Origin of the sequence: Shewanella sp. MBTL60-007 (genome assembly GCF_019654915.1) — a bacterium.
Lineage (GTDB): Bacteria > Pseudomonadota > Gammaproteobacteria > Enterobacterales > Shewanellaceae > Shewanella.
The window spans coordinates 21,457-45,281 of sequence record NZ_BPET01000041.1; the positions used below are offsets into that span (position 1 = coordinate 21,457).

General features: G+C 44.3%; 17 protein-coding genes and 1 tRNA gene. 4 read left to right on the plus strand and 14 right to left on the minus strand.

Annotation, left to right across the window (positions count from 1 at the left end; all coding sequences use genetic code 11):
- Position 1: 1 nt before the first annotated feature.
- Together K5Q92_RS15705 and lrp are read right to left on the minus strand one after the other, a co-directional pair.
- Complete coding sequence (locus K5Q92_RS15705; protein ID WP_220769877.1) at positions 2 to 2,539, minus strand: DNA translocase FtsK; 2,538 nt, start codon at positions 2,537 to 2,539, stop codon at positions 2 to 4.
- Positions 2,540 to 2,728: 189 nt separating this feature from the next.
- Positions 2,729 to 3,232 (minus strand): leucine-responsive transcriptional regulator Lrp, encoded by a 504-nt coding sequence (gene lrp, locus K5Q92_RS15710; protein WP_220769878.1) that lies wholly within the window; start codon positions 3,230 to 3,232, stop codon positions 2,729 to 2,731.
- Between the two features lie 180 nt (positions 3,233 to 3,412).
- On the opposite strand from lrp, the gene ald reads away from it, so the two are divergent.
- Positions 3,413 to 4,528: an alanine dehydrogenase gene (ald, locus tag K5Q92_RS15715; RefSeq protein ID WP_220769879.1), complete on the plus strand. Its 1,116-nt coding sequence runs from the start codon at positions 3,413 to 3,415 to the stop codon at positions 4,526 to 4,528.
- Between the two features lie 77 nt (positions 4,529 to 4,605).
- On the opposite strand, the gene K5Q92_RS15720 is transcribed toward ald, so the two are convergent.
- The 4 genes from K5Q92_RS15720 to K5Q92_RS15735 all read right to left on the minus strand — a co-directional run bounded on the left by K5Q92_RS15720 (position 4,606) and on the right by K5Q92_RS15735 (position 10,240).
- On the minus strand, positions 4,606 to 5,289 hold the full coding sequence (locus K5Q92_RS15720) for a response regulator transcription factor (RefSeq protein WP_220769880.1): 684 nt from the start codon (positions 5,287 to 5,289) through the stop codon (positions 4,606 to 4,608).
- Between the two features lie 150 nt (positions 5,290 to 5,439).
- Positions 5,440 to 7,212, minus strand: coding sequence for a DUF885 domain-containing protein (locus K5Q92_RS15725; protein WP_220769881.1), 1,773 nt, complete (start codon positions 7,210 to 7,212; stop codon positions 5,440 to 5,442).
- Positions 7,213 to 7,348: 136 nt separating this feature from the next.
- A complete protein-coding gene (locus tag K5Q92_RS15730) occupies positions 7,349 to 9,289 on the minus strand; it encodes an ATP-dependent DNA helicase RecQ (RefSeq protein ID WP_220769882.1) in 1,941 nt (646 codons plus the stop codon).
- A gap of 69 nt (positions 9,290 to 9,358) precedes the next feature.
- Positions 9,359 to 10,240, minus strand: a complete 882-nt coding sequence (locus tag K5Q92_RS15735) for an endonuclease/exonuclease/phosphatase family protein (protein ID WP_220769883.1) — start codon at positions 10,238 to 10,240, stop codon at positions 9,359 to 9,361.
- A gap of 166 nt (positions 10,241 to 10,406) precedes the next feature.
- Between K5Q92_RS15735 and cls the strand changes: the two genes are divergently transcribed.
- Both cls and K5Q92_RS15745 read left to right on the plus strand, forming a co-directional pair.
- Positions 10,407 to 11,864 carry a cardiolipin synthase gene (gene cls, locus K5Q92_RS15740; protein WP_220769884.1) on the plus strand — a complete coding sequence of 486 codons (1,458 nt, stop codon included), beginning with the start codon at positions 10,407 to 10,409 and terminating at the stop codon, positions 11,862 to 11,864.
- A gap of 80 nt (positions 11,865 to 11,944) precedes the next feature.
- Positions 11,945 to 12,592, plus strand: coding sequence for a sulfotransferase (locus tag K5Q92_RS15745; protein ID WP_220769885.1), 648 nt, complete (start codon positions 11,945 to 11,947; stop codon positions 12,590 to 12,592).
- Between the two features lie 72 nt (positions 12,593 to 12,664).
- Here the strand turns inward: K5Q92_RS15745 and K5Q92_RS15750 are convergent.
- The 7 genes from K5Q92_RS15750 to astE form a co-directional block, all read right to left on the minus strand.
- A tRNA-Ser gene (locus K5Q92_RS15750) sits at positions 12,665 to 12,754 on the minus strand.
- Between the two features lie 177 nt (positions 12,755 to 12,931).
- Positions 12,932 to 14,926, minus strand: a complete 1,995-nt coding sequence (locus K5Q92_RS15755) for a methyl-accepting chemotaxis protein (protein WP_220769886.1) — start codon at positions 14,924 to 14,926, stop codon at positions 12,932 to 12,934.
- 190 nt (positions 14,927 to 15,116) lie between these two features.
- Complete coding sequence (gene nadA / locus K5Q92_RS15760; protein WP_220769887.1) at positions 15,117 to 16,184, minus strand: quinolinate synthase NadA; 1,068 nt, start codon at positions 16,182 to 16,184, stop codon at positions 15,117 to 15,119.
- A gap of 129 nt (positions 16,185 to 16,313) precedes the next feature.
- The gene (locus K5Q92_RS15765; protein ID WP_220769888.1) at positions 16,314 to 17,894 is read right to left on the minus strand and encodes a dihydrolipoyllysine-residue acetyltransferase; all 1,581 of its coding nucleotides are present in this window, start codon (positions 17,892 to 17,894) and stop codon (positions 16,314 to 16,316) included.
- Positions 17,895 to 17,903: 9 nt separating this feature from the next.
- Complete coding sequence (locus K5Q92_RS15770) at positions 17,904 to 18,881, minus strand: alpha-ketoacid dehydrogenase subunit beta (RefSeq protein WP_220769889.1); 978 nt, start codon at positions 18,879 to 18,881, stop codon at positions 17,904 to 17,906.
- A gap of 3 nt (positions 18,882 to 18,884) precedes the next feature.
- The gene (locus K5Q92_RS15775) at positions 18,885 to 20,063 is read right to left on the minus strand and encodes a thiamine pyrophosphate-dependent dehydrogenase E1 component subunit alpha (RefSeq protein ID WP_220769890.1); all 1,179 of its coding nucleotides are present in this window, start codon (positions 20,061 to 20,063) and stop codon (positions 18,885 to 18,887) included.
- A 182-nt stretch (positions 20,064 to 20,245) separates the two neighbouring features.
- Positions 20,246 to 21,283 (minus strand): succinylglutamate desuccinylase, encoded by a 1,038-nt coding sequence (gene astE, locus K5Q92_RS15780; protein WP_220769891.1) that lies wholly within the window; start codon positions 21,281 to 21,283, stop codon positions 20,246 to 20,248.
- 263 nt (positions 21,284 to 21,546) lie between these two features.
- Here astE and msrA point away from each other — a divergent pair, with 263 nt between their 5' ends.
- Positions 21,547 to 22,026 carry a peptide-methionine (S)-S-oxide reductase MsrA gene (msrA, locus tag K5Q92_RS15785; protein ID WP_220769892.1) on the plus strand — a complete coding sequence of 160 codons (480 nt, stop codon included), beginning with the start codon at positions 21,547 to 21,549 and terminating at the stop codon, positions 22,024 to 22,026.
- Between the two features lie 83 nt (positions 22,027 to 22,109).
- On the opposite strand, the gene pgm is transcribed toward msrA, so the two are convergent.
- On the minus strand, positions 22,110 to 23,756 hold the full coding sequence (pgm, locus tag K5Q92_RS15790; RefSeq protein WP_220769893.1) for a phosphoglucomutase (alpha-D-glucose-1,6-bisphosphate-dependent): 1,647 nt from the start codon (positions 23,754 to 23,756) through the stop codon (positions 22,110 to 22,112).
- Positions 23,757 to 23,825 lie beyond the last annotated feature (69 nt).

The following is a 23,825-nucleotide window of genomic DNA, read 5'->3' on the forward strand; positions in this document are numbered from 1 at the left end:
GCTAGACGTAATCTTTTGGTGGTGGCGGTGCCAACACCTCACGATTACCATTATGCCCTTGGGCACTGACCACGCCTTGAAGTTCCATCTGCTCGATAATACGAGCGGCGCGGTTATAGCCGATTTTAAACTTACGTTGTACACTCGAGATAGAGCCACGACGGCTTTGTGTCACAAAGGCGACCGCTTCATCATACAAAGCATCCATCTCTTCTTCACTATCACTGGCTTCTCCCGGTAACAAGACTTGTTCACCTTCGGCAGAGCCTTGTAAAATCTCATCGATATATTGCGGTTTACCACGAGCATGCCAATCGGCAACGACCTTGTGAACTTCATGATCATCGATAAAAGCGCCATGTACACGTACAGGCACGCTCGTTCCTGGTGGAAGATAAAGCATATCACCCATACCGAGTAAGGTTTCTGCCCCTTGTTGATCTAGAATGGTTCTAGAGTCAATTCGAGACGATACCTGAAATGCCATTCGTGTTGGAATGTTAGCCTTGATTAAACCAGTGATAACGTCTACAGAGGGTCTTTGCGTTGCTAAGATCAAGTGAATACCAGCCGCACGCGCCTTTTGCGCGATACGTGCGATCAACTCTTCGACTTTCTTACCAACAATCATCATCATATCGGCAAATTCGTCAACAACGACAACAATAGAAGGTAACTTATCTAACTCTGGAGCTTCAGAATCCATACTTTCTGACGCCTTCCAAAGCGGATCGAAGACTGGCTCGCCAGCCTCTTTCGCTTCTTTTATCTTAGCGTTATAGCCTTTTAGGTTTCTAACCCCTAAAGCCGACATCAGCTTATAACGACGTTCCATCTCACCTACGCACCAACGCAGCGAGTTAGCCGCTTCCTTCATGTCGGTAACCACCTCACAAAGAAGATGCGGGATCCCCTCATATACTGATAGCTCAAGCATTTTGGGGTCGATCATGATAAAGCGTACATCGTCTGGTCCGGACTTATAAAGCAAGCTGGTGATCATCACGTTAACACCTACAGACTTACCCGAGCCCGTAGTACCGGCAACCAAAAGGTGCGGCATCTTGCCTAAATCGACAACGACAGGCTTACCACCAATATCTGCACCAAGCACCATGCTAAGGTGTGATGGGTTATCTCTGAAATCTTCGCAATCGAGTACATCGCGCATAAACACCGTTTCGCGGAATTTATTTGGTAACTCTAGACCGACATACGCTTTACCAGGGATCACTTCGACGACTCGCACGTTTTCAGCTAAAAGAGAACGGGCTAAATCCTTAGATAAGTTGGTGATTTTTGAGGCTTTAACCCCCGGAGCGAGTTCTAACTCAAACCTGGTGACAACAGGCCCTGGGTAAACGCCGACAACATTAGCGGTAATATTAAAGTCGGCTAACTTCACTTCGACCAGTTTACCTATCTGTTCAAGCTCTTCTTGGCTAATTGGGTTGGCTTTTCTATTTGGCACATCTAGCAAAGAGATACAAGGTAAAGGCGCCATTGGAGGACGCGCCTGCTCAACTTCTTGCCCTGGCAAAACCACAATACCGTCGACAACTTTGGCTTTTTCCTCTTCTTTACGTTTAACCGTATTAACTGAAGTCGTTGAAGCATCACTATTAAAATCGATGGACTCAATTTCATCGGCGTTGTCACTTACCCAAGGTGCTTCGATGTTTGGCTCTACGGCAATCTCTTTGACTTGACTCATATCCAATGATGGTTCAATGATCTGAGGTTCTACCCTAGCTGTCATGAACTCATCTTTTGATTGTTTCTTATTAAGTAGCGGCTCAGGCGAAGGCTCTTCTTCATAAGGGCTATCGTCATCCTCATCTTCTGCGTATTCAGCCTTATTACGGCGCTCCTTAAAGCGCTCAACAACGGATAGGAAACCTCTGGTGTCTTCGGTGTCGCCCAGTTCAGGCTTAAACTTATTGGGCAGATCCCTAACCGCCTTAAATAGCCATATCGTCGCATACCCAGTTAAATCAACAACGGTCAACCAACTGATCCCCGTGAGGAGTGTAAAACCAGCACAGACGAAACAGAGCAGCAATAATGTTGTACCGAGCTTATTAAAGTAAGGCAACATCGCTTGGCCGATCACATCTCCCGCAACGCCACCGGCTGAGAAACCGTAAATACCATTGGCATTCATGCTAGATAATGCTGCAAGACTCAGGACGATAAGCAGAAAGCCTATCAAGCGCAGACCTACTGAAAAATAATCAATTTCGAGTAACTTATGGGTACGTTTAAAGAGTAACCATCCCGTCAGGGCGATTATGATAGGTATGATGTAGGCACAATACCCGAAGAAATAAAATAATACATCGGCTAACCAAGCACCAACAGCACCAGTTAAGTTATTAATTTCTCCGTCAAAATTAGCCTGACTCCAGCCTGGGTCTGAGGAGTGGAAGCTGCTTAATGCGATTAAAACGTATGTTGCCAACATGCAACAGATGATGAGACTACCTTCTAATAGCCGTTGTACGCCTGAAAGCGTTTTAACACTATTTCCCTTAGACAATGGAAAACCTACACTAAAAAAACGTTAATTAGCTACAAGATACCAGAAATTAAGAGTTTATGCAGCGTTTGAAACGAATGCAGCCACGCGCATAATTATGCAACTTTTGATTTTGCATCATTTTGTATCATTTTGTATTTTGTATAAAAAAAGGAGCCATTTAGGCTCCTTTTTCGATTTACCACCGGATTAAAGCTCTGAAACCGTATTGATAGCAACGCGATTTGTTTGTTTAACCTCTTCCATTACTACGTAAGTACGAGTATCTGAAACTGCTGGAAGTTTTAGTAGTGTTTCACCCAATAAGCGGCGATATGCAGACATATCAGACACTCGTGTCTTCAGTAAGTAGTCGAAATCACCAGAAACTAAGTGACACTCTTGAATATCATCGAGTAATTGAACGGCTTTATTAAACTTATCAAATACTTCAGCTGTATCGCGGTTTAGTGTGATCTCAACGAAAACAAGTAGCGATGCGCCCAAGTAATGAGGGTTTACAAGCGCTGTGTAGCCCTTGATGTAGCCTTGTTTTTCCAACCTTTTTACCCTTTCGAGGCAAGGCGTTGGACTCAGTCCTACACGTTTTGATAGCTCTACGTTTGAAATTCGGCCATCAATCTGTAACTCGTTAAGTATATTTCTATCTATACGATCTAAGTCTTTTATAGGACTCTTTTTATTATTAACCATATTTATAACCCTGATTGGCAACTACAACGATATTATTTGCTAGTTTTATGGAAACTTCAGCAGCATAAACTGCAGGATGAATACTATACTAGATTTCCCTGAAACATTCACGTTCAGGCTAGATAAAATAACAATTACACCCATACAAAATGGGTTTTTATGCGAATTTGAGGCTCGAAGATGATTATAGGCGTTCCAAAAGAAATCAAAAACCACGAATATCGTGTTGGCATGGTTCCATCAAGTGTACGTGAATTAACCCTCCGTGGTCATGAGGTTTTTATTGAGACAAATGCTGGCTCTGGCATTGGTTTTTCGAATCAAGATTATATCGATGTGGGTGCCAAAATCCTCGACACAGCAGCAGAGGTTTTTGCACAATCTGAAATGATTGTGAAAGTGAAGGAACCCCAAGCCGTTGAACGTGCAATGCTACGTGAAGATCAGTTGTTATTCACCTATCTTCATCTTGCTCCTGACCTCCCTCAAACAGAAGACCTTATTAAAAGTGGCTCTGTCTGTATCGCCTACGAAACTGTAACCGATGATCGTGGCGCTCTTCCACTACTTGCACCTATGTCTGAAGTCGCTGGCCGCATGTCAATTCAAGCTGGTGCCATGGCTCTTGAGAAATCCATGGGTGGTCGCGGTATGTTACTCGGTGGTGTACCAGGCGTAGAGCCAGCTAAAGTGGTTATTATTGGTGGTGGTATGGTTGGCACGAATGCAGCCCAAATGGCTGTAGGCCTTGGCGCTGACGTTGTTATCCTAGATCGTAGCATCGATGCTCTTCGTCGCTTGAATGCCCAGTTCGATAATAGAGTAAAAGCCATTTACTCTACTGCTGACGCGATTGAAAAACATGTGCTTGAAGCAGACCTTGTCATTGGCGGCGTACTGGTTCCTGGTGCTGCAGCACCTAAGCTAGTCACTAAAGAGCACATCAAGCGCATGAAGCCTGGTTCCGCGATTGTCGATGTCGCTATCGATCAGGGCGGCTGTATTGAAACCTCTCATGCAACCACTCACCAAGATCCAACCTACATCGTTGACGACGTTGTACATTACTGCGTGGCTAATATGCCGGGAGCGGTAGCGCGTACATCGACGTTTGCACTAAACAATGCAACACTGCCATACATAATCAAGCTTGCTGAGCTTGGCTACCGTAAAGCATTACTGCAAGATAAGCATCTACTGAACGGCTTGAATGTCATGCATGGAAAGATCACTTGTGAAGAAGTGGCTGAAGCGCTTAATTTTGAGTTCGTTGACCCAATGATATTACTGAAATAAATTCAGGATGATCAGAAAGGGAGCCAAGGGCTCCCTTTTTTATGCGTAAACGCTGTACCTATTAAGCGGCGCCAGAATTAAAAAACAGAAGAAATACTGTAACCTTTCCCCCTCACCGTATTAATTAGGCTCTTAGGTAACTCCTTAGCTGCTAATTTACGCCGAGTGTTACTAATATGCATATCGAGGTTACGGTCAAACTGTCCCAACTCTTTATGTAAAATACGCTGTTGCAACTCCTGTTTAGTTATTACCTGCCCTTTCCGCTCAAAAAGGTACTTGAATAAGCTAAACTCTGTCTGGGTTAAGGAGACAGACGTTTCAGAAATCGAAACAGTGAAGCGACTATCGTCAAAGGCTATTTTATTGGACGCATCGTGGCCGAATCTGACGTTATTCATTGTACTGTCTACTCTGCGACACAATGCCTGCATTCGGATAGATAATTCCCGTGGATTAACCGGCCGTGCCATAAAGTCATCCGCGCCAAGCTCATAAGCCTTTATTCTGTCTTCCTCTTTATCAGACGTAGAGAGCACCATTATCGGTTTACTTCCCCCAATCGATGAGATGCTTTCTAGTGCGCTGGTATCATTTATATCGAGTGCTATTAAGATCAAGTCCGCTGAAACGAAAGTGGCTTTTGATAAAAGCTGTTCTGAACAATTTCCCACTGCGACATCATAACCTTCGGCAACAAGCACCTGTTGCAGGGCTCCCCTAGAGGTAGAATCCATATCCACCAATAAAACCTGTTTCATCACACACCAGCCTAAATACGAATAATTCCCATTAAGATTACAGTATGTAAGACGGTTTGACTAGCCCCTTGTATAAACAAGTTTATTTACGACGACTAATAAAAAGGCCAGTTACATACCGTAACTGGCCTTGACTAGCAGATTATGCTTCTACTTGTTTAACATTAATTCCCGAATATATTTAACGGGTGCGCTGCCATAACTTAAAAACTCTTCATGGAAGGCCTTTAGATCGAACTCATCGCCCTTTTTCGCCTTATACTCTTCCCTAAAATCATAGATCTCACGATAACCTGAGTAATAGCTAGTCAACTGAACCTGACTCAATGTTGCGCGTCTCCATTTACCCTCAGCCTCTGCTCGTTGCTGAAAGGCTTCATTCATCATCAAGTCTAACGCTTGAGACTCTGTCATGCCGTTAACTTGAATACTGTAATCCAGAATCGTGTTGCAAATTACGCGAAGATTCCACTTATAGTACATTAGCCACATTTCCGGCTCGAAGTTACCATAGCCCTCTTCCAGCATCATGCGCTCGGTGTATACCGCCCAGCCTTCAACCATCGCACCATTACCAAATAAGCTCTTGATGAGGCTTGGGGACTCATTTGAATAAACAAGTTGAGTGTAATGCCCCGGGATCGCTTCATGGATATTAAGTACCTGTAGGATCCAGTGGTTATATTCTCTCAGATAGCTTTCAGCCGACTCATCACTCATGCCGTCAAGGGGCGTGACATTGTAATAAGTATTCCCCGATTTTTCATAGGGTCCCGGTGCGCTAATAGAAGCGCCAGCATAACCACGCATATAGGCAGGGGTCTCTCGGACAACCAGAGGTTTGTTTGGATCCAAAGTGACGAGATTTTTTTCATTTACAAAAGCGACAAGCTCAGGGATCTGGGCACGCACCTCATCTACGAAATCGTCACGCTTAACATGCTTAGCCGACAGCTTATCAATTAACAGTTTTATTGCGACTTTATCGTTTTCAGGTTTCGCTGTATCGAAATATTTATCCCAAATCTTGTCGGTGATCTTTGCCATCTCGGCTTGGACACGATTTTTATCCGCTACCGCTTTCTCATAAAGCGCCTTACCTGACATGCCAGCTTGAATGTCGTAGGCAAACTTCTGTTCATAAAGTTCAGCGCCTATGCGGAAACTTCTCGCCCCTTGTTTCTCAAGCTTAGCCTCTAAGGATTTTAACCAGTCGATATGCTCGTTAATAGCAATTGTCACTTTATTAAAGCGATTGGCAAATAAAGCCTTTTCTTCATTGGTTAGATCAGACTTAATAGCTTGATCGAGCAGCTCTTTTGAGAAAACCGAGAATGCACCCTGATTCTGCATAATGGCAAGCTGAGTATGCTCAAGTGTAGGATTTTGAATATTCTCTCGTGCTGCTGCGTAGTAAGCTGGAACATTTTCCATTCTAGTCATTACAGAGCGTAGTCGCTCGCTCAGTGGAGCGAAGTCTTCATTAATGATCTGCGCAAAGCCGCCAGAGACATTATAACGGGATGGGTCCCACTGCCATGACTTAAAGGTTTCGATGTCCCACTTCATTTCAGCAAGCAAATTTTCGATAAGACGGTAATCGGTAACCATTGCTGGAGTCATTGACTGAGTGTCAAACTTTGCCAAGAGCGCCTGTTGAGCTTCAACAAAGGCTAAACTGGCTTGGCGAGTCTCTGCATTAGGTACTTTCAATATGCCATCATATTTATGAAAGCCACTGTACAATGCCCAAGTCGGTGATTCTAACCACAAGGCATCAATGAAGTTGGTACTAAATTGGGAAAATGCCACATTCTGATCGGTGATCTCTGCGGCAACGGGTTCGACTGTTTGCTGGCTTTGGCAAGCCGTTAAGCTCGCCAAAGAAAGCGCTATTGCCAAAGGCAGCATGGCTCTTTTCATGGTTTCGTCCCTTAATTTGTAAGTTCGTGGTCTTTGCCACTTTTTTTAACGACTCAGTAAATCATGTTCTGCTCTTTATTTCAGTAACTAAACCGAATATAACAAGCTTTGTTACACAATGGAGACTAAGCTCCTGTTAGTAAGAGGACAAAGGCAATTTCGCTTCGGTCCATAACAAGACATCGGCAAAACGATACTGTTCAAATTGGCCAAAACCTTTCATTTGACGCATCTTCAATTTAGTAAAAATTGGCGTTGTTAAGCCACATAGATAGCGCGTAAGCAATACAGGCGTTAAATGCTTACCGAGTTTAGTTATTGCCTCTTTACACAGTTCATCGAAGTCAAATTGGCTCAAGGGGGTCAGCTCTACCGGAGATGGCAGCTTAGCGCTATGGCCGTGACATACACTACAGTGACCGCAGGGTTGCGTTAATCGAGGATCAGCAAAGTATTGTGCCAGTTGGAGACTTAAACAAGACTCACTATCAAAATAATCCACAAGTTGATTAATACGCTTTATTTCGCTCTGCTCTTTCACGCTAAAGCGATTAAATAACTTTAGCGCGATTGAATCATCAAGGTTAGCACTGAAGACCTGATAAACTTGAGTTAACTGCTTACTTTGTAGTTCAATTAGTTGCTTTTGATGGAGGTAATCAAGCGCCTTGATTGCTCGGTCCCTACTGTTTGGTATTTTTTGCTCAAGGGCATCAAAATCTGCACTATACCAGAGCTTGGCCTTTTGGGAGCTATCAATAACGGCGTTGATAAACACTTGCCTATCTGGGTCAAATTTAGCCAAAACCGCTTCTATTGGACACAGTAGCTTAAATCGATATTCAGCAAAGTAACTGTATTTAGGTTTAAGAACTCGTAACATCTCCAGATACACCAGAAGCGTTTTTAAGCTTAAGATCCTAATGTTAGAAGCGCTAGACAAGGGGTTTAGCATTAGCTCCCATACGCCGCTATTGTGAGAGTCACGCTTAATCTCCTCTATCACAAATTCGATAGCACTTAGCTCTGGCGTATCACCATAGACGAAATTTTCGAGTACGTTAAGATTGTCCCTATTAGCCAGCACTAAACAATCTGAGCTAAAACCATCACGTCCGGCGCGACCAATCTCCTGAGCGTAATTCTCTATCGACTTAGGCAGATCATAATGGGCTACAAAGCGAATATCGCTCTTATCAATCCCCATTCCGAATGCGATGGTGGCAACGATAATTGGTACCTCACCATTCATAAACTGAGACTGAATAGATTTGCGTTTATCGCTATCCATCCCGGCATGATAAGCAAGCGCCGAATATCCTGATTTTACTAACTCGGTTGCCACAAACTCAGCCGTTTGTTGAAGGGTCACATAGACAATTCCACTCTGGCCTTTTCTTGCCTCGAGCCACTGATTGAGATAACCCAATTTGTCACGAGATGGGATCCCTATGGCCTGCAGGTTAAGGTTTGGACGATAAAAGCCTGTCAAGGTGACACATTGCTGCGCGATTGAGAATTTCTTGCCCATATCCTCGATCACTTTAGGTGTTGCGGTCGCCGTCAGTAGCAAGACCTGAGGGATCTTAAGTTGTCTTTGATAGGCTGGTAGTTTTAAATAGTCAGGCCTAAAGTTATGCCCCCACTCGGAAATGCAGTGTGCTTCATCGATCACCAACATAGAGATAGGTACGGATGCGATAAAACGTCTAAAGCGCTCATTGTTTAGACGCTCTACCGATATCATTAAGATCTTAATTCGCCCCTCTTTCACCCCCTCGATAACGGCACTTGCCTGCTCATTCGTTTGAGTTGAGTCGATAGACGCAGCAATAATGCCCTTACTTTTAAGAAACTGTAACTGATCATCCATCAATGCAAGCAGCGGTGACACGACTAAAGTTAAATGAGGCAATGCTAAGGCGGGTAGTTGATAGCATAAAGATTTACCAGAGCCTGTAGGGAAAATTGCTGCTGCGCTATTACCCGCTAAAATATTTTCGACAACCTCTTGTTGTCCCTCGCGAAACTGGTCAAAACCAAAGTAGCGATTTAGTAACGCAAGGGCGTTATCCATAGTTATTCCTGTATTAAGTTTGTGGGTTCGAGTGCAATATCAACAAGCTTTCTGAACCCGTTTTCTGCATTAGTTTGCTGGGGTAAGTTTTTTTACTGGATGCTGTTTTTTAAGCCTGAAATAGGCTTTTACCGGGTTATGATCTGAGCTAGAGGTTAAAATTGACTCTGCTTTAACCAGCTCTAAATCACGATAAAAAATATGGTCAAGATTGTGACCAAGAACCTTACTTCTAGAATCAACACTTGGGATCGCTTCGGTAAGTCCAGTTTGACGTGCCAACTGGTTGATCACCTCTCCTCGCTCATCACTCCAGGTATTCATATCTCCGGCGAAGATAATTGGGCCTTGATGCTCCTTAATGGCCCGCTCCACTACCCCAAGTTGCGCCTTAAAGTCTGCAGTCCCAAAAGTAAAGTTAATGCTATGAATATTTATCACCAGCAGTTGGCTACTATCAGATAATAAATAATATGAGATCAACATTGACTTAGGGTATTTAATATAGGGCTCAGCTTTTCTGAAAACACAACTGCTCACCGCCGACTCTCGAGACAAGTTCATCACCCCAACCGGTACACCTGAAAAGTTAAAAGCTTTGGCAAGTAACATATCTAGCTTGAGCGAATTGACGAAATCATTGAGTTCAACGGTCAATTGAGCCTCCTGCAGTAATAGCAGATCTGAGCGGTCAACCAATTGCTTTAATGTTTCTTGCCAACCATCGCCTTTCTGTTTATATAGGTTCCAAGTGGTGACATCGAGCTTGCCATATCTATCTAGAACGCCGTCTGAAGCCTGTGTCATACACTGTGCCGACTCTTTAGGCGGATTGAGGTTTGTTACCAATGTGTCATCGGCCGGGATCACAGAGGCGTCATACACATATATAGCCACTGCAACGGTTGCGATAAGTAAAAGAAAAAGGAGTTTGCGGACAATTTTCGCCATAATGGACTTATTCAACCTTGTACTTAGATTTAAAGTAATCTTTTCATTATAATGGCTTATTAGTGTTAGTCACATAATCATTCAAACAAGAGGTTGGTTTGCTAAGTTCACTGTTTACGACAGATTTTAGGCCTTAGCGACTGAGGGTAAGACTATCAGACACAACATGTATGAATTTTACCAGCTACTGACCATAGCTGGCGTGTTTCTTTACTGGCTCATCATAGCTGCTATAAGCATAAGAGTCGTGGCTAAAAGGCGCTCTATTGGCGTCTCTTTAGCTTGGTTAATGATCATCTATATCGTGCCATTAGGCGGCGCTTTTGCCTACCTGCTGTTTGGTGAATTAAACCTTGGCAAAAAAAGGGCCGTACGTGCGGAGCTGATGTTCAAACCCTACGGAGAATGGTTTAAAAAGCTCTATGAATATCGTCAATACCGCCCCCATGTCGCAAGTCTATATGGTCAGTCTATCAGTGCAATATGCGAGAAACAGGTTGGCATCCCCGCTCTAGCCGATAACCACCTGACTCTATGCAGTGAGACTTACGAGATCTTAGCAAACCTAATTGAAGACATTGAGCAGGCTCAAGAGACAATTTTACTTGAGTTTTATATCTGGCATCCGGGCGGTCGAGCCGACGATGTGGCTCAAGCTTTGATAAATAGTGCAGAAAGAGGCGTAAAAGTCCGTTTATTACTGGATGCGGCAGGTTCGCGACACTTCTTCAAGAGTCCATGGCCAAAGTTAATGAAAAAAAGTGGCATTGAGGTGATCAGTGCCCTACAAGTTTCACCTTTCCGTATGTTCTTTAGGCGCTTAGATCTCAGATTACATCGAAAAATTGTTGTAATAGATAACGAAATTGCCTACACGGGTTCGATGAATCTTGTTGATCCCAAGTATTTTAACCAAGACGCTGGCGTTGGTGAATGGATCGATGTGATGGTCCGGATCACTGGGACTTCTGTTCCGGTACTCAATAGTATTCACGCTTGGGACTGGGAAGTAGAAACTAACGAGCGCTTTTTACCCGAACAGCCAAAATGTTTGTCTCATGAGGACAGTGAGATCACTGATTTAGTGCAGGTGATCCCCTCTGGACCAGGTATGCGCGAAGAAGTGATCCACCGCGTATTGCTGCAAAGCATCTATCAGGCTTCAAAGAGTATCGTTATCACAACCCCCTACTTCGTACCGAGTGACAACTTGCATATGGCGCTTATTATCGCCGCCCAACGGAATGTGAAGGTCGACCTTATCGTTCCCGATAAAAATGACTCTGTGATGGTTGAGTGGGCTAGCCGTGCATTTTTTAGCGAGTTATTAGAGGCCGGAGTTAATATACACCGCTTTAAAGGTGGCCTGCTGCACACAAAATCAGTCGTCATCGATAGTAATCACTGTTTAATCGGTACGGTAAACTGGGATATGCGCAGCTTATGGCTCAATTTCGAAGTCACTCTGGCTGTTGATAATCTAGAGTTCACCCAACGTCTTGAACAAGTACAGCAAGATTACCTTAAAGACGCTGACAAGGTTTGCCTAGAGCAGTGGCAAAAACGTTCATTACCCAGTCGTGCAGCCGAACGAATTTTCTATCTGTTTAGCCCCCTTTTATAGCCACTATAACAAGGTTTTATCATCTCAAAATTAACCTACAGGTCGCATCAATATATCGATGCGACTTAGCTTGGATCATTATGAACAAAGTTTTTATTATCGGACTGCCACGTACTGGCACCACCAGTATAAGTGTGGCCATGCTAGATTATGGTTTTAAGGTCGCCCATACGGCTTATACACAAGAGGCATTTAACCTAGCCGATATCATATCTGATGCGCCTTGTTTTAGTGATTATCAACAATTAGACAAACTGTTCCCAGGATCTAAATTCGTTTATCTGGAGCGCGATCTGTCACTCTGGCTGCCCTCCATGCAGATGCTGATAAATAAGATGAAAGCACAGTTAGACCCAAACACAGGGACATTTCACCCAGTACTCAAGCGCAGCTTTAACCAGACTTTCGAGTTGGATAAGACAGATATCCCCGATGCGCTGACACATTTAGAGAAGTGTTACTTAAATCATAGACAGCAGGTTCTAAGCTATTTTGATGGTCGAGATGATTTGATTCGGATCAACATCCGTGATGAACAGAGCTTAACCAAGCTCCTTACGTTTCTTGGGCTAGAAGTAAAAGGCACCCCGCAGTTTCCACATCTGAACATAGGCAGAAATGTTGCCTGCTGGGACGAATATAAACATCCGAATAAGGTTAGTGCCAATAGCAGCGGTCCGCTACGCAGAAAATTCTTTGATTACGTTGGCAAGCGGGCAACGACTTAGATTAGGTTTGAAATAGATAAACAACAGACAGCAAAAAGCCCGTTATCTCTCGATAACGGGCTTTTTAGAATTTGGCGGTGAGCGAGAGATTCGAACTCTCGTTAGGGGTTAACCTAAACACACTTTCCAGGCGTGCGCCTTCAGCCACTCAGCCAGCTCACCAAACTAATTAATTTTACGTGTATAATCATCACGGTTGCTGCTAAACACCCGAACACAGACATTTGCTATCAACGGAGCGCTACTTTACTGAAAAGCCCCTATTGCGTCAAGCCAAACAGCCGTATTCTCAAGCGTTTGCGTAATTGCTAGCCAGTTAACGCCTTTTTATACCTAGGATCAGCTCAACTTGAACTTTTTCACCTCTTTAGACATCTCGGCAGTGTCTTCAACTAACTTCTCCGTGAGAGAGCTTAATTGGTCGGCGACCCCATGGGTTTGCAGATAAATCTCACTAATTTTTAACGCGTTCCTATTCACCTCTTCTGCAACTGCGCTTTGCTCATGGGTGGCTGCGGCAATCTGCTCGTTCATACTCTCAATAACATCGATATGATTAACGATTTTGTCGAGTTCACAACTGGCTTTATTGGCTTCAATAACACTCTCATTTGTTTGATTCGTGCCGCGCTCCATGGCAGATACAGCCGTATTGGCACCATTACGTAGCCTATCAGTCATGGATTTAATATCACCAGTTGCAGTTTGAGCTCTCTGAGCTAAACCACGCACTTCATCGGCTACCACGGCAAAACCTCTACCAGACTCTCCTGCTCGCGCCGCTTCAATCGCGGCATTGAGTGCTAGAAGGTTAGTCTGCTCCGCGATACCGCTAATGACGTCTGACACAGCAACAATGTTTTGAATATCCTGCTCTAGTTGCTCCAAAGCCTTAGACGAGTCCTGAATATCCTCTGCAAGCACACCGATAGCCTCACTTGTACGGCCGACTTCGGCATTGCCCTCTTTCGCCTCGGTACTCGCTTTAGTCGATGCCTCTGATGCTCGCTCAGCATTTATCGCAATCTCAGCCACCGTGGCACTCATCTCTGTCATAGCAGAGGCCACCTGCTCAGCTTCGCCGTGACCTAACTCCACATCCTGACGCAGCTGAGTGGAGTACTGCTCCATTTGTGACACGACTGCTAATAAGGAAGTAGAGTTTTTACGGACATGCTCAATAACGCGTTCAAAGTCAGACATCATCTCATTAAAAGCTACAGCTAACTCTCCAAACTCATCTTTACTGTTTTGATCTATCCGAATACTCAGGTCAAAACTAGCCCTAGCTCGAGTAACGCTGTTATGTAAGTTGGCAACACTTCGGTGAATATAACGTAGTACAAATAAAGAGAGCGTCAGAACCAGACTCGCTGCGAACAGCAACCCTAAAAGGGTGACATAGAAACTTTGTGTAGCCGCCAATAAACGCTGCTCTGTAACCAAGACCAGTGCACTTGACAGGTCGTGCTCAAACTTTCTTAATAGTTCGATACGTTGAGTAGATGTTTGAAACCACAGCTCTGCATCCTGACTGGCTATTTCTGAGGCTGACTGATTAAAAGCAAGGTTTCTATACTGTGTAACGTCTTGTACGGCTCTAGCATTTAGTAAAGCTTGGTAATCGCCCTTACTTTGTTCATCAGCCAAGGCCATAAAGCGCTCTTGATAACTTGCCTGCTCGGCGACTAAGGTCACAAAGCGGCGATATACCCCATCTTTAAATCCTTGATTACCAAAGGTTGAGCTGAGGACTGCGCGTTCAATACCGGCTCGTTCCTTCATCTGGAGGTAAGCCGAAAATGCAGAGGCTCTTATCGCTATCTCCTGGTTTGCAGCATTCGTCGCGGTCAAGTCGACAATACTGAGCAGCAGCGCATTGAGTTCTGAGTAGAACCTCACTTCTTCAGCAACGGAAACTGATAGCTCTGAAACCCGAGTCCGCATCGATGGGATTTGGGCCATTAGAGAGTCAACCCGAGTTATCTGTGTTGAAAATGTATTAGGCAACTTATTGCTATTGATAAACTGCCGATAAGCCTTAAGAGAAGCATCGGTTTCATTTCGCTGATTCGGTAATTTTTGTGTAAATGCTTGACCCTTTGAACCGATAAACCCGGCACTCATGCCCCGTTCTTTCTGTAATTCATGCACCACATTACCATTAGTTACAGCAAGTTGACTTAACACAAGCACTTCTGCTAATTGGTTTTTTAATTGGTATTGGGTCTTAGCATAGAGGCCTCCGAAGATCACTGACGTAAAAAGAGGTGGGAGAATAAGAATAAGAAATTTTTGCTTTAAGGTGAGATTAGCAATCCTGATCTGCTTCATATGTTAAACAACCCTGTTTAAATGTTATTTTTGTTGCCTTAGCATAGTCGAAACCAAATAGAGGTAAACGTTTTTTTAAACTTGAAACAAAAAAAAAGCCCGTATTAACGGGCTTATTGTTATAGATCAAGTTTTCCTTGAATATGTGATCTATTTCAAATCATAAAAACTTGATCTTCTTGGTTGATTTTTAAGCGTTGCCTTTAACCTGCATATTCAATGTTTGGGCAAAATTTAGCATTCTGTCCAGTGGCTTTAGGGCATCTAAACGAAGGCTATCATCTACAAAAATCTCATGCTGTTGAGGTTCAATATTTTCTAAAGCACTCTCGATAGCTTTTAGACCGTTCATCGCCATCCAAGGACAGTGTGCACAACTCTTACAGGTTGCGCCGTTGCCACCAGTTGGTGCAGCAATCAGGTTCTTATCTGGTGCAGCTTGCTGCATCTTATAGAAGATGCCTTTGTCTGTCGCCACGATAAACGTATCGTTATCCATGGTTTGTGCCGCTTTGATAAGCTGACTCGTTGAGCCTACGGCATCGGCGAGTTCAACCACACTCGCAGGAGATTCTGGGTGGACGAGTACTGCCGAATTAGGGTGTAACTTCTTCAATTCGCGTAACGCTTTAGCTTGAAATTCATCGTGGACGATACATTCGCCCTGCCACATCAACATATCTGCGCCAGTTTGCTTAGCAATATAACTGCCTAAGTGACGATCTGGGCCCCAGATAATTTTTTTACCTTCGCTGTCTAGGTGTTCAACAATTTCTAGGGCGATACTCGATGTAACAACCCAGTCTGCTCTCGCTTTTACTGCTGCTGAAGTATTGGCATAAACGACAACGGTATGATCTGGATGTGCATCACAAAACTCACTGAATGTCTCGATAGGACAGCCTAGGTCCAGAGAGCATGTGGCTTCAAGCGTTGGCATTAGGATGGTTTTTTCTGGGCTAAGAATTTTAGCAGTTTCACCCATAAACTTAACGCCTGCGACGATTAATGTTTTTGCACTATGATCTCGACCAAAACGCGCCATCTCCAACGAGTCTGATACACAACCACCGGTTTCTTCAGCCAGCGCTTGGATCTCAGGGTCAGTATAATAATGGGCCACAAGCACGGCATCTTTTTCTTTTAAAAGCTGCTTAATTTTTGCTTTAGATTCAGCTTTCTCTAGATCAGACAAAGGAACGGGTTTTGGCGGAAAGGGATATTCAATATTCTCGATACTTGGTACAAACGCGCTCATAATACAACCAAAGGGCAATAACAGATTAGCGGAATTATACGGAATAGTTCACAAATTTAAAACTCCTATAGCTACTGCCCATAAAAAAAGGCGCCATATCTAGCGCCATTTTAAGTCTTGCATTAGGTATCACTGCATCGCTAATAACATCTCTTGCGGTTGCTCTAGATAAAGCTTCCAAAGATTACAGAAACGAGCAATAGTGCCGCCATCAATAACTCGATGATCCCCAGACCAGCTCACTTGCATGATTTTCCGTGCTTCCACTTCACCTTTATCATTAAAGCGTGGCAACACCTGCAACTTGCCCAGCGCCACAATTGCGACTTCAGGCTTATTGATAATTGGTGTTGCTACTGTTCCACCTAATGCACCGATGTTAGAGATAGAGATACTCCCCCCCTTTAAATCTGCCGGAGACACGCGACCACTGCGAGCAGCATTGGTCAGGCGGGTGATCTCAGCAGCTATCTGCAAGATAGTTTTATCTTGAACATCTTTTACGTTAGGTACTAACAAGCCCACCTTTGAGTCCACCGCCATCCCAATGTTATGACTCGAGACATAGGTTTGCTCTGTGCAATCAGCATTGACACGGCTGTTCATGTCTGGGAACTTCGACAGTGCCAATGACATGGATTTCATAAAGAAAGGCATCATGGTGAGCTTAAGCTCATCGGTAGAGTATTTTTTCTTCATGCTTTCGCGAAGTGCAACAAGTTCAGTTAAATCAAACTCCTCGCAATAGGTAAAGTGTGGGATTGTCGATACTGACTCGGTCATCATCTTCGCCATCACCGCACGTACGCCCTTAATTGGCTCAACGCGGTCTACCGACTGTTTGTGAGGTAATGCCGATTCAATCGTTTCAACTGCTGCAGGTTCTAAAGAGACAGCTTCTGGTGCCGAAACGGTAACAGCTTTAGCTGGACCGGCGTGATAACGCTCTACGTCTTCCTTATAAACACGGCCATTTTTCCCCGAACCGGAAACTTTCGAGATATCAATATCCAATGAACGGGCTAATCGGCGTACAGCCGGACTTGCTAGCGCTTTACCTTGTGGCACGCTTTCTGAACCTATTGGGGTAGATTCGGCGTTTGCAGCTTTAGCCGAGACTTGTTCAGGCTCCCCAGCTTCACTGGCAACCTCAATGGCAAACAGTGGTGCATGGACCTTAGCCAACTGGCCTTTGCGGACATGAAGTTTGACTATTTTGCCGTTTTTAATTGCTGGGATCTGAACAAGTGCTTTATCTGTCATGACATCGGCGATGGGCTGATCTTCAACAACTGTGTCACCTTCAGCTACCAGCCACTCAACCAACTCACATTCGACAATGCCTTCTCCAATATCCGGCAATAGGAACTCTTCAATAACAGTGCCAGATGATGAACTGACGCTTTGCGGCGCTTGTTCATTAGATTCTTGCTCTTTGACAGGGACACTCGCCTCTAGAGAGCCGTCATCGGCTTCAACATCGACAGAATATAGCGGTGCGTGTACTTTCGCAATTTCGCCTTTGGCGTAATATAGCTTGGTGATCACACCGGCATTAGGAGCTGGAATTTGCACTAATGCTTTATCGGTCATGACGTCAGCGATAGGTTGATCTTCAACAACACTATCGCCTTCTTGCACTAACCATTCAACCAGCTCACATTCGACGACGCCTTCGCCGATATCCGGAAGGATAAAATCTTTAATCATGGCTGGCTCCTAAAATTTAACCGATGCTTTAATCGCTTCAAACGTCTTTAAGGCGTCTGGCATATATTCTTTCTCGTGGATCAAAGGATACGGCGTATCTAGACCACATACTCTTGCAATCGGCGACTCAAGGTACAAGAAACACTCTTCTTGTATCGTTGCAGCAATCTCTCCGGCAAAACCACCTGTTAACGGCGCTTCGTGGTTTATCAAAAGACGTCCAGTCTTCTTAACCGATGCGGCAACCGTCTCAACATCCCATGGTGAAAGTGTTCTCAAATCGATAATTTCACACGAGATCCCTTTCTTAGCTGCCATCTCGGCGGCATTTTCTAAGATCTCCATCTGAGCGCCCCACCCTAATAGGGTGATATCGGTGCCCTGTTTAACGACTTCGGCCTTCCCTAACTCAATAACATGATCGCCTTCGGGGACTTCGCCAACCGATGCGCGGTATAAGCGTTTAGGCTCAAAAAAGATCACTGGGTTTTTATCGCGAATAGAGGCGATAAGCAGGCCTTTAGCTTGTTCTGGGTTTCTTGGTACAACGACCTTAAGACCGGGCGTCTGAGTAAAATAGGCCTCTGGCGACTGAGAGTGATAATGGCCACCTGCAATCCCACCGCCATAAGGCGTTCTGAAAGTCAGTCCGCCAACATTAAATTCATTACCACTACGGTAACGGAACTTGGCGCTCTCATTGACGATTTGATCGATAGCCGGGAAGATATAATCAGCAAACTGAATTTCAGCTACGGCCGTCATGCCATTAGATGCTAAACCATTGGCAAAACCAGCGATCCCCTGCTCGGTCAGCGGAGTGTTGAAACAACGCTCACGACCAAACTTTTCTTGTAGACCTGATGTCGCTCTAAAGACCCCGCCAAAATGTCCGACATCTTCGCCAAACACCATCATTTTCTTATCCGCTTCCATTTCCGAGCTTAGGGCTTGGTTAATGGCTTGCAACATATTCATTTGAGCCACGGCTTATATTCTCCCTGCGCTTTTTGGGTAGGATTCTGGATATTTCTTAACGTGATCTTTCAGATCCGCCAGTTGCTTTTTCAGAATTGGTGTTGGTGTATCGTAAACATCTTCAATAATGTAATCGATATGAGGTGCAGGAACTTTCTCTGCAACTTTTAGTTCAGATAACACCTCTTCACGATACTTAACGTAAAGATCGGCATCTTTTTGCTCATTCATCCAACCTTTATTGATCATCCAAAGTTTAAAGCGCTTCACTGGATCATGTTGTTGCCATTTTGCTTCTTCATCTTTAGAACGATAACCCGATGGGTCGTCCGAAGATGAATGTGCGCCTAAGCGGTAAGTCATGGCTTCAATGAGCACTGGCGCATTGTGTTCTAATGCATACGCCCTTGCCTGCTGAGTTGCAGCAAGTACTGCCAACATATCATTGCCGTCAACGCGGATGGTATGCATGCCGTAACCCACACCACGACTCGCTATGCCATTACCTTTGAACTGCTCATCGGTTGGCGTTGAAATAGCGTAACCATTGTTACGGCAGAAGAAGATAACAGGAGAACTGAGTACTGCCGCCATATTAAGGCCTGCATGGAAGTCGCCTTCTGATGCTGCCCCCTCACCAAAATAACAGATAGCGATATTGCGTTTGCCTTGCATTTTTAGGCTATAGCCAACGCCAGTTGCTTGAGGGATCTGAGTGGCTAGCGGCGATGAAATCGTCTGATAGTTAAGCGCTTCACTGCCGTAATGGATCGGCATCTGGCGGCCCTTGCCAAAATCTTTTTCATTACTGAACATCTGATTCATAAACTGTTCAGTAGTAAAACCGCGGTATCTAAGTGCTGCATGCTCACGATACTGAGCCAAAATGACATCCCCTTCTTCAAGGGCTGCTGTACTGCCAACAATTGACGCTTCTTCGCCAGTACAGGTCATATAGAAACTAATTCGCCCCTGACGCTGCGCACCCAACATACGTTCGTCTAAGACACGGGTAAACACACAGGTATCATGAATTTTAACTGCTAGTTTTTCATCGATAACCGGTAATACAGCTTCTTCGTACGCAGTACCGTCCGCTTGTAGAATTTTCAAAATTGGGATCGCTAGTGAGTCTTTATCTAAAAAGCTCACGCGATGGACTGTTTCAGCATTCGTTGTTGCGTTGCTCATAATGTGCTCTTGTTATTTATGGTGCTGATAAACGACAAATTCAGCACCTATCTATTTTAATACGCGGGAAGAACATTACGTTAACGTAAACTAACTCTCAATACTTCCCATCATTGAAACGATAACTTAGCATCTGTGTGCATGTATATATTGGTTTACATGCACAGTTATTCAGTTTGAATTTAGTCCAAATTACTTTCATCGGCTGACTTTAAGCACAAAACAGTCCGCTGGCCTACAGGCACCTTAGCATTTGGGAATACAATGGATTCAAACTCATGCTCTACTTTCACCGTTTCTCCCCCCTCTTTCGCCAAGGTGTAACCTTTAGGGAAAGCGGTAAAGTTCTCAACATCGTTAGCAAAAGTAAATTCAAAGTCATCGTATCGCTTGTTTACCGAGCGGCAAACTTGGTAGAGATTTAAACGATTCATGTCAAAGGCTGGCAGTTGCAGCGATTTACCACTCATCAATAGCGTTAACATCTCTTTCATCGCAATAAAGCGGGTCATGTCATTTTGTCCCATAGGGAACACCTTACCGAGTTCGATTGTAAAGGCATCGGCATGGTAATTTTCAGAAGAGAAGTAACTAAAGGTTGTTGTGGGTTCGTGGTGGAATAGAATGGTATTTACGCCGCAGGACTCAAGAAACATAATCTGCTCTTTACTGTATTTACGGCTACCTCTGTAAGGATAAATAGCAAACTTTTCATGCTTAGAGCCCCGTATTGCAGTATGCAAGTCGTAATGCATTCTATGGCGTTCACCAGACACGGCACTGAAAAACTTATCGACATACTGCTCAAGCTTTTTCGCTCTTACTCTCTCAGGATTACAAAGCCCGTCACCGAGTGAATGTGCGCCATTGAATAATCGATTAAGGTTTTCATCAATAAAGCGGGTTCCGTTATGAATAGCCGGTGGGTTGCCTATGAGAAACAGCACCCTTTGCTTAAGCTCTAGTTGTTCACCAAGCAGTTGGGTCATAAGATCATTACATAACTCAATTGGTGCGGTCTCATTACCGTGGACGGCACAGGATAAGACGATATCCTTAGTGTGCGTTCCCCCGATAGGCTCAAACATAATCACACCAGTATCCCAAACCTCTACATGGATTCGATTTGCGAGATCAAACGAAAAACTTTCAGGTAAACATTGCGGGTGCGCCAAGGTTAGCGCTAAAAAGTCCTTAGACTGTTTCAATTCGTGAAACACAAACTACTCCTTATTATCGATGTCAGCTTTATTTTGGCAGAAATTACAATTACCACGGGGAGTTGTAACACCTAGCGCCGCTAATTCTCGCTCGATAGTAGCATAGTTGACTCATGTATCTCGTGTCCTTTTTAGCCTGTGTAGTACAACAAATAAGCAGCCATGCATTTTTTTACTTGCGTAACGGAAAAAAATAAAACAAGATAAAGCCATCTAGCCATCCAAACGGCTATTTAATTTTATAAACCATTAAGGAGACAGCAATGGCATTAGCAACATTCGGCGGAGGATGTTTTTGGGGAGTTGAATACTTCTTTAGAAAAGTTGAAGGTGTCATTGACTGTACGTGTGGTTATATGGGCGGAAAAGACTGTTACAGCAGCTATAATGAGGTCAAAACTGGCACCACCGGACATGCTGAAGTTGTTCAAGTAGAGTACGATGCAGACAAGGTCACTTTCGAACAGTTGCTACAAGTATTCTGGCAAAATCACAACCCTACCACCTTAAACCAACAAGGTGGCGATATAGGCAGTCAGTATCGCAGCACAGTTTTCTTTCATGATAAACAACAGAAGTTAGTCGCTGAAGCGAGTAAGCTTGCATTGATAAAAAGTGCTAAATGGGGCAGTAGACAGATAGTGACGGAAATTGTGCCTTGCCAGAAGTTCCATCAGGCCGAGGCCTACCACCAAGATTATTTAACGAAAAATAATTTACCTAGCTGTCATATCAGCTATTAATCACATTCTCTAATGTCTAGGCAATAAAAAAGGCACCCTCAGGTGCCTTTTCTAATTAAACGTTATTACTTACGTCATAATGACTATTTGAGTGCTTCTGCGACAATGCGCTTCGCTTCCTCTAATAACAGTTGCAAATGTTCTTGGTTAACGAAACTCTCACCATAAAGCTTAAACAACGCTTCGGTTCCTGATGGTCGCGCAGCAAACCATCCATTAGCCGTCACAACCTTAATGCCGCCAATTGGAGCGTTGTTACCCGGTGCGTGAGTGAGTTTTTGCAAGATCTCATCACCCGCAAGACTCTTAGCTGTAATCGTCTCTGGCTTAATATTAGCAAACTTAGCCTTATCTTCGAGACTCACAGGGCTGTCTATGCGCTGATAGAAGCTTTCACCAAACTGAGCTTCAAGCTCTTGGTATCGCTGCTGTGGGGTTTTGCCAGTAACAGCAAAAATTTCAGCGGCCAATAAACAAAGGATAAATCCATCTTTGTCGGTACACCAAGTGCTGCCATCGCGCCTTAAAAACGCTGCACCAGCGCTCTCTTCACCACCGAAAGCAAAATCACAGTTAGCAAGCCCTTCTACAAACCATTTAAAGCCAACAGGCACCTCAGACATGCGCTTGTTATGCATCTGGCAAACTTTATCGATCATCGCGCTGGAAACCAGAGTTTTACCAATCACCATCTCCTCGGTCCACTCTGGACGATGGGTCACCAAATAGTCGATTGCGACAGCAAGGAAATGGTTAGGATTCATCAAACCACTTCCTGGACAGACGATTCCGTGACGATCAAAATCAGGATCATTACCCAAACAGAGATCATAGTTATCTTTATGCGCTAATAATCCAGCCATCGCATAGGGCGATGAACAGTCCATACGGATCTTGCCGTCTTTATCTAGTGGCATGAAGCTAAAACTTGGATCGACCTTATCGTTTAGCAGCGTAATATCGATGCCATAATGTTCAGCGATAGGTTGCCAATAGTGAACGCCGGAACCACCAAGTGGGTCGACGCCTAGACGAATGTTAGACTTAGCAATAGCTTCCATATCGATAACATTGTTCAGATCTTCAACATAAGGCGTAATTAGGTCTTTCTCTAGCAAGTACTGGCTTGCTAAAGCCTGAGCATAACTGACTCGCTTAACGCCTTCTAACTGATTGGCTAAGTATTGGTTAGCTCTATTTTCTACCCAAGTAGTGATCTCACCTTCAGCTGGGCCGCCGTGAGGTGGATTGTATTTAATCCCACCATCCTGAGGCGGATTATGGGACGGAGTGACAATCAGACCATCTACTAAAGCATCACCTGTTTTTTTGCCTAAATTAGCACTGATAATGGCATGAGACACGACAGGAGTCGGCGTATAGCCATCATTTTGATGGACAACAACACAGATCTCATTTGCCACAAGTACTTCAATAACCGACATTGCGGCAGGCTGAGACAAGGCATGAGTGTCGATCCCGAGGATCAGCTGACCGGTGATATTTGCACCTTTACGATAATCGGCTACCGCTTGTGCGATGGCTAATATATGCGCTTCATTAAAACTTTTACTAGTAGCACTGCCCCGATGCCCGGATGTGCCAAATGTCACTCTTTGTGCTGCATCGGCTTCATTGGGAGATAAACGGTAATATAGACTGACGAGTTTGGGTATGTTGACCAAATCCGTTTGCTCTGCAATCAATCCTGCTCTCTTGTGTAACGCCAAGTCCCCTCTCCTACATTTCTCTATCGCCTAACAACTCATGTTATTAGGTCGACGAGTGGCGCGGGTCTT

Coding starts and splice junctions, on each gene's coding strand:
- lrp (WP_220769878.1), bottom strand. CDS start 3,232: ATGGTTAATAATAAAAAGAGTCCTATAAAAGACTTAGATCGTATAGAT.
- ald (WP_220769879.1), top strand. CDS start 3,413: ATGATTATAGGCGTTCCAAAAGAAATCAAAAACCACGAATATCGTGTT.
- K5Q92_RS15720 (WP_220769880.1), bottom strand. CDS start 5,289: ATGAAACAGGTTTTATTGGTGGATATGGATTCTACCTCTAGGGGAGCC.
- K5Q92_RS15725 (WP_220769881.1), bottom strand. CDS start 7,212: ATGAAAAGAGCCATGCTGCCTTTGGCAATAGCGCTTTCTTTGGCGAGC.
- K5Q92_RS15730 (WP_220769882.1), bottom strand. CDS start 9,289: ATGGATAACGCCCTTGCGTTACTAAATCGCTACTTTGGTTTTGACCAG.
- K5Q92_RS15735 (WP_220769883.1), bottom strand. CDS start 10,240: ATGGCGAAAATTGTCCGCAAACTCCTTTTTCTTTTACTTATCGCAACC.
- cls (WP_220769884.1), top strand. CDS start 10,407: ATGTATGAATTTTACCAGCTACTGACCATAGCTGGCGTGTTTCTTTAC.
- K5Q92_RS15745 (WP_220769885.1), top strand. CDS start 11,945: ATGAACAAAGTTTTTATTATCGGACTGCCACGTACTGGCACCACCAGT.
- K5Q92_RS15755 (WP_220769886.1), bottom strand. CDS start 14,926: ATGAAGCAGATCAGGATTGCTAATCTCACCTTAAAGCAAAAATTTCTT.
- nadA (WP_220769887.1), bottom strand. CDS start 16,184: ATGAGCGCGTTTGTACCAAGTATCGAGAATATTGAATATCCCTTTCCG.
- K5Q92_RS15765 (WP_220769888.1), bottom strand. CDS start 17,894: ATGATTAAAGATTTTATCCTTCCGGATATCGGCGAAGGCGTCGTCGAA.
- K5Q92_RS15775 (WP_220769890.1), bottom strand. CDS start 20,063: ATGAGCAACGCAACAACGAATGCTGAAACAGTCCATCGCGTGAGCTTT.
- msrA (WP_220769892.1), top strand. CDS start 21,547: ATGGCATTAGCAACATTCGGCGGAGGATGTTTTTGGGGAGTTGAATAC.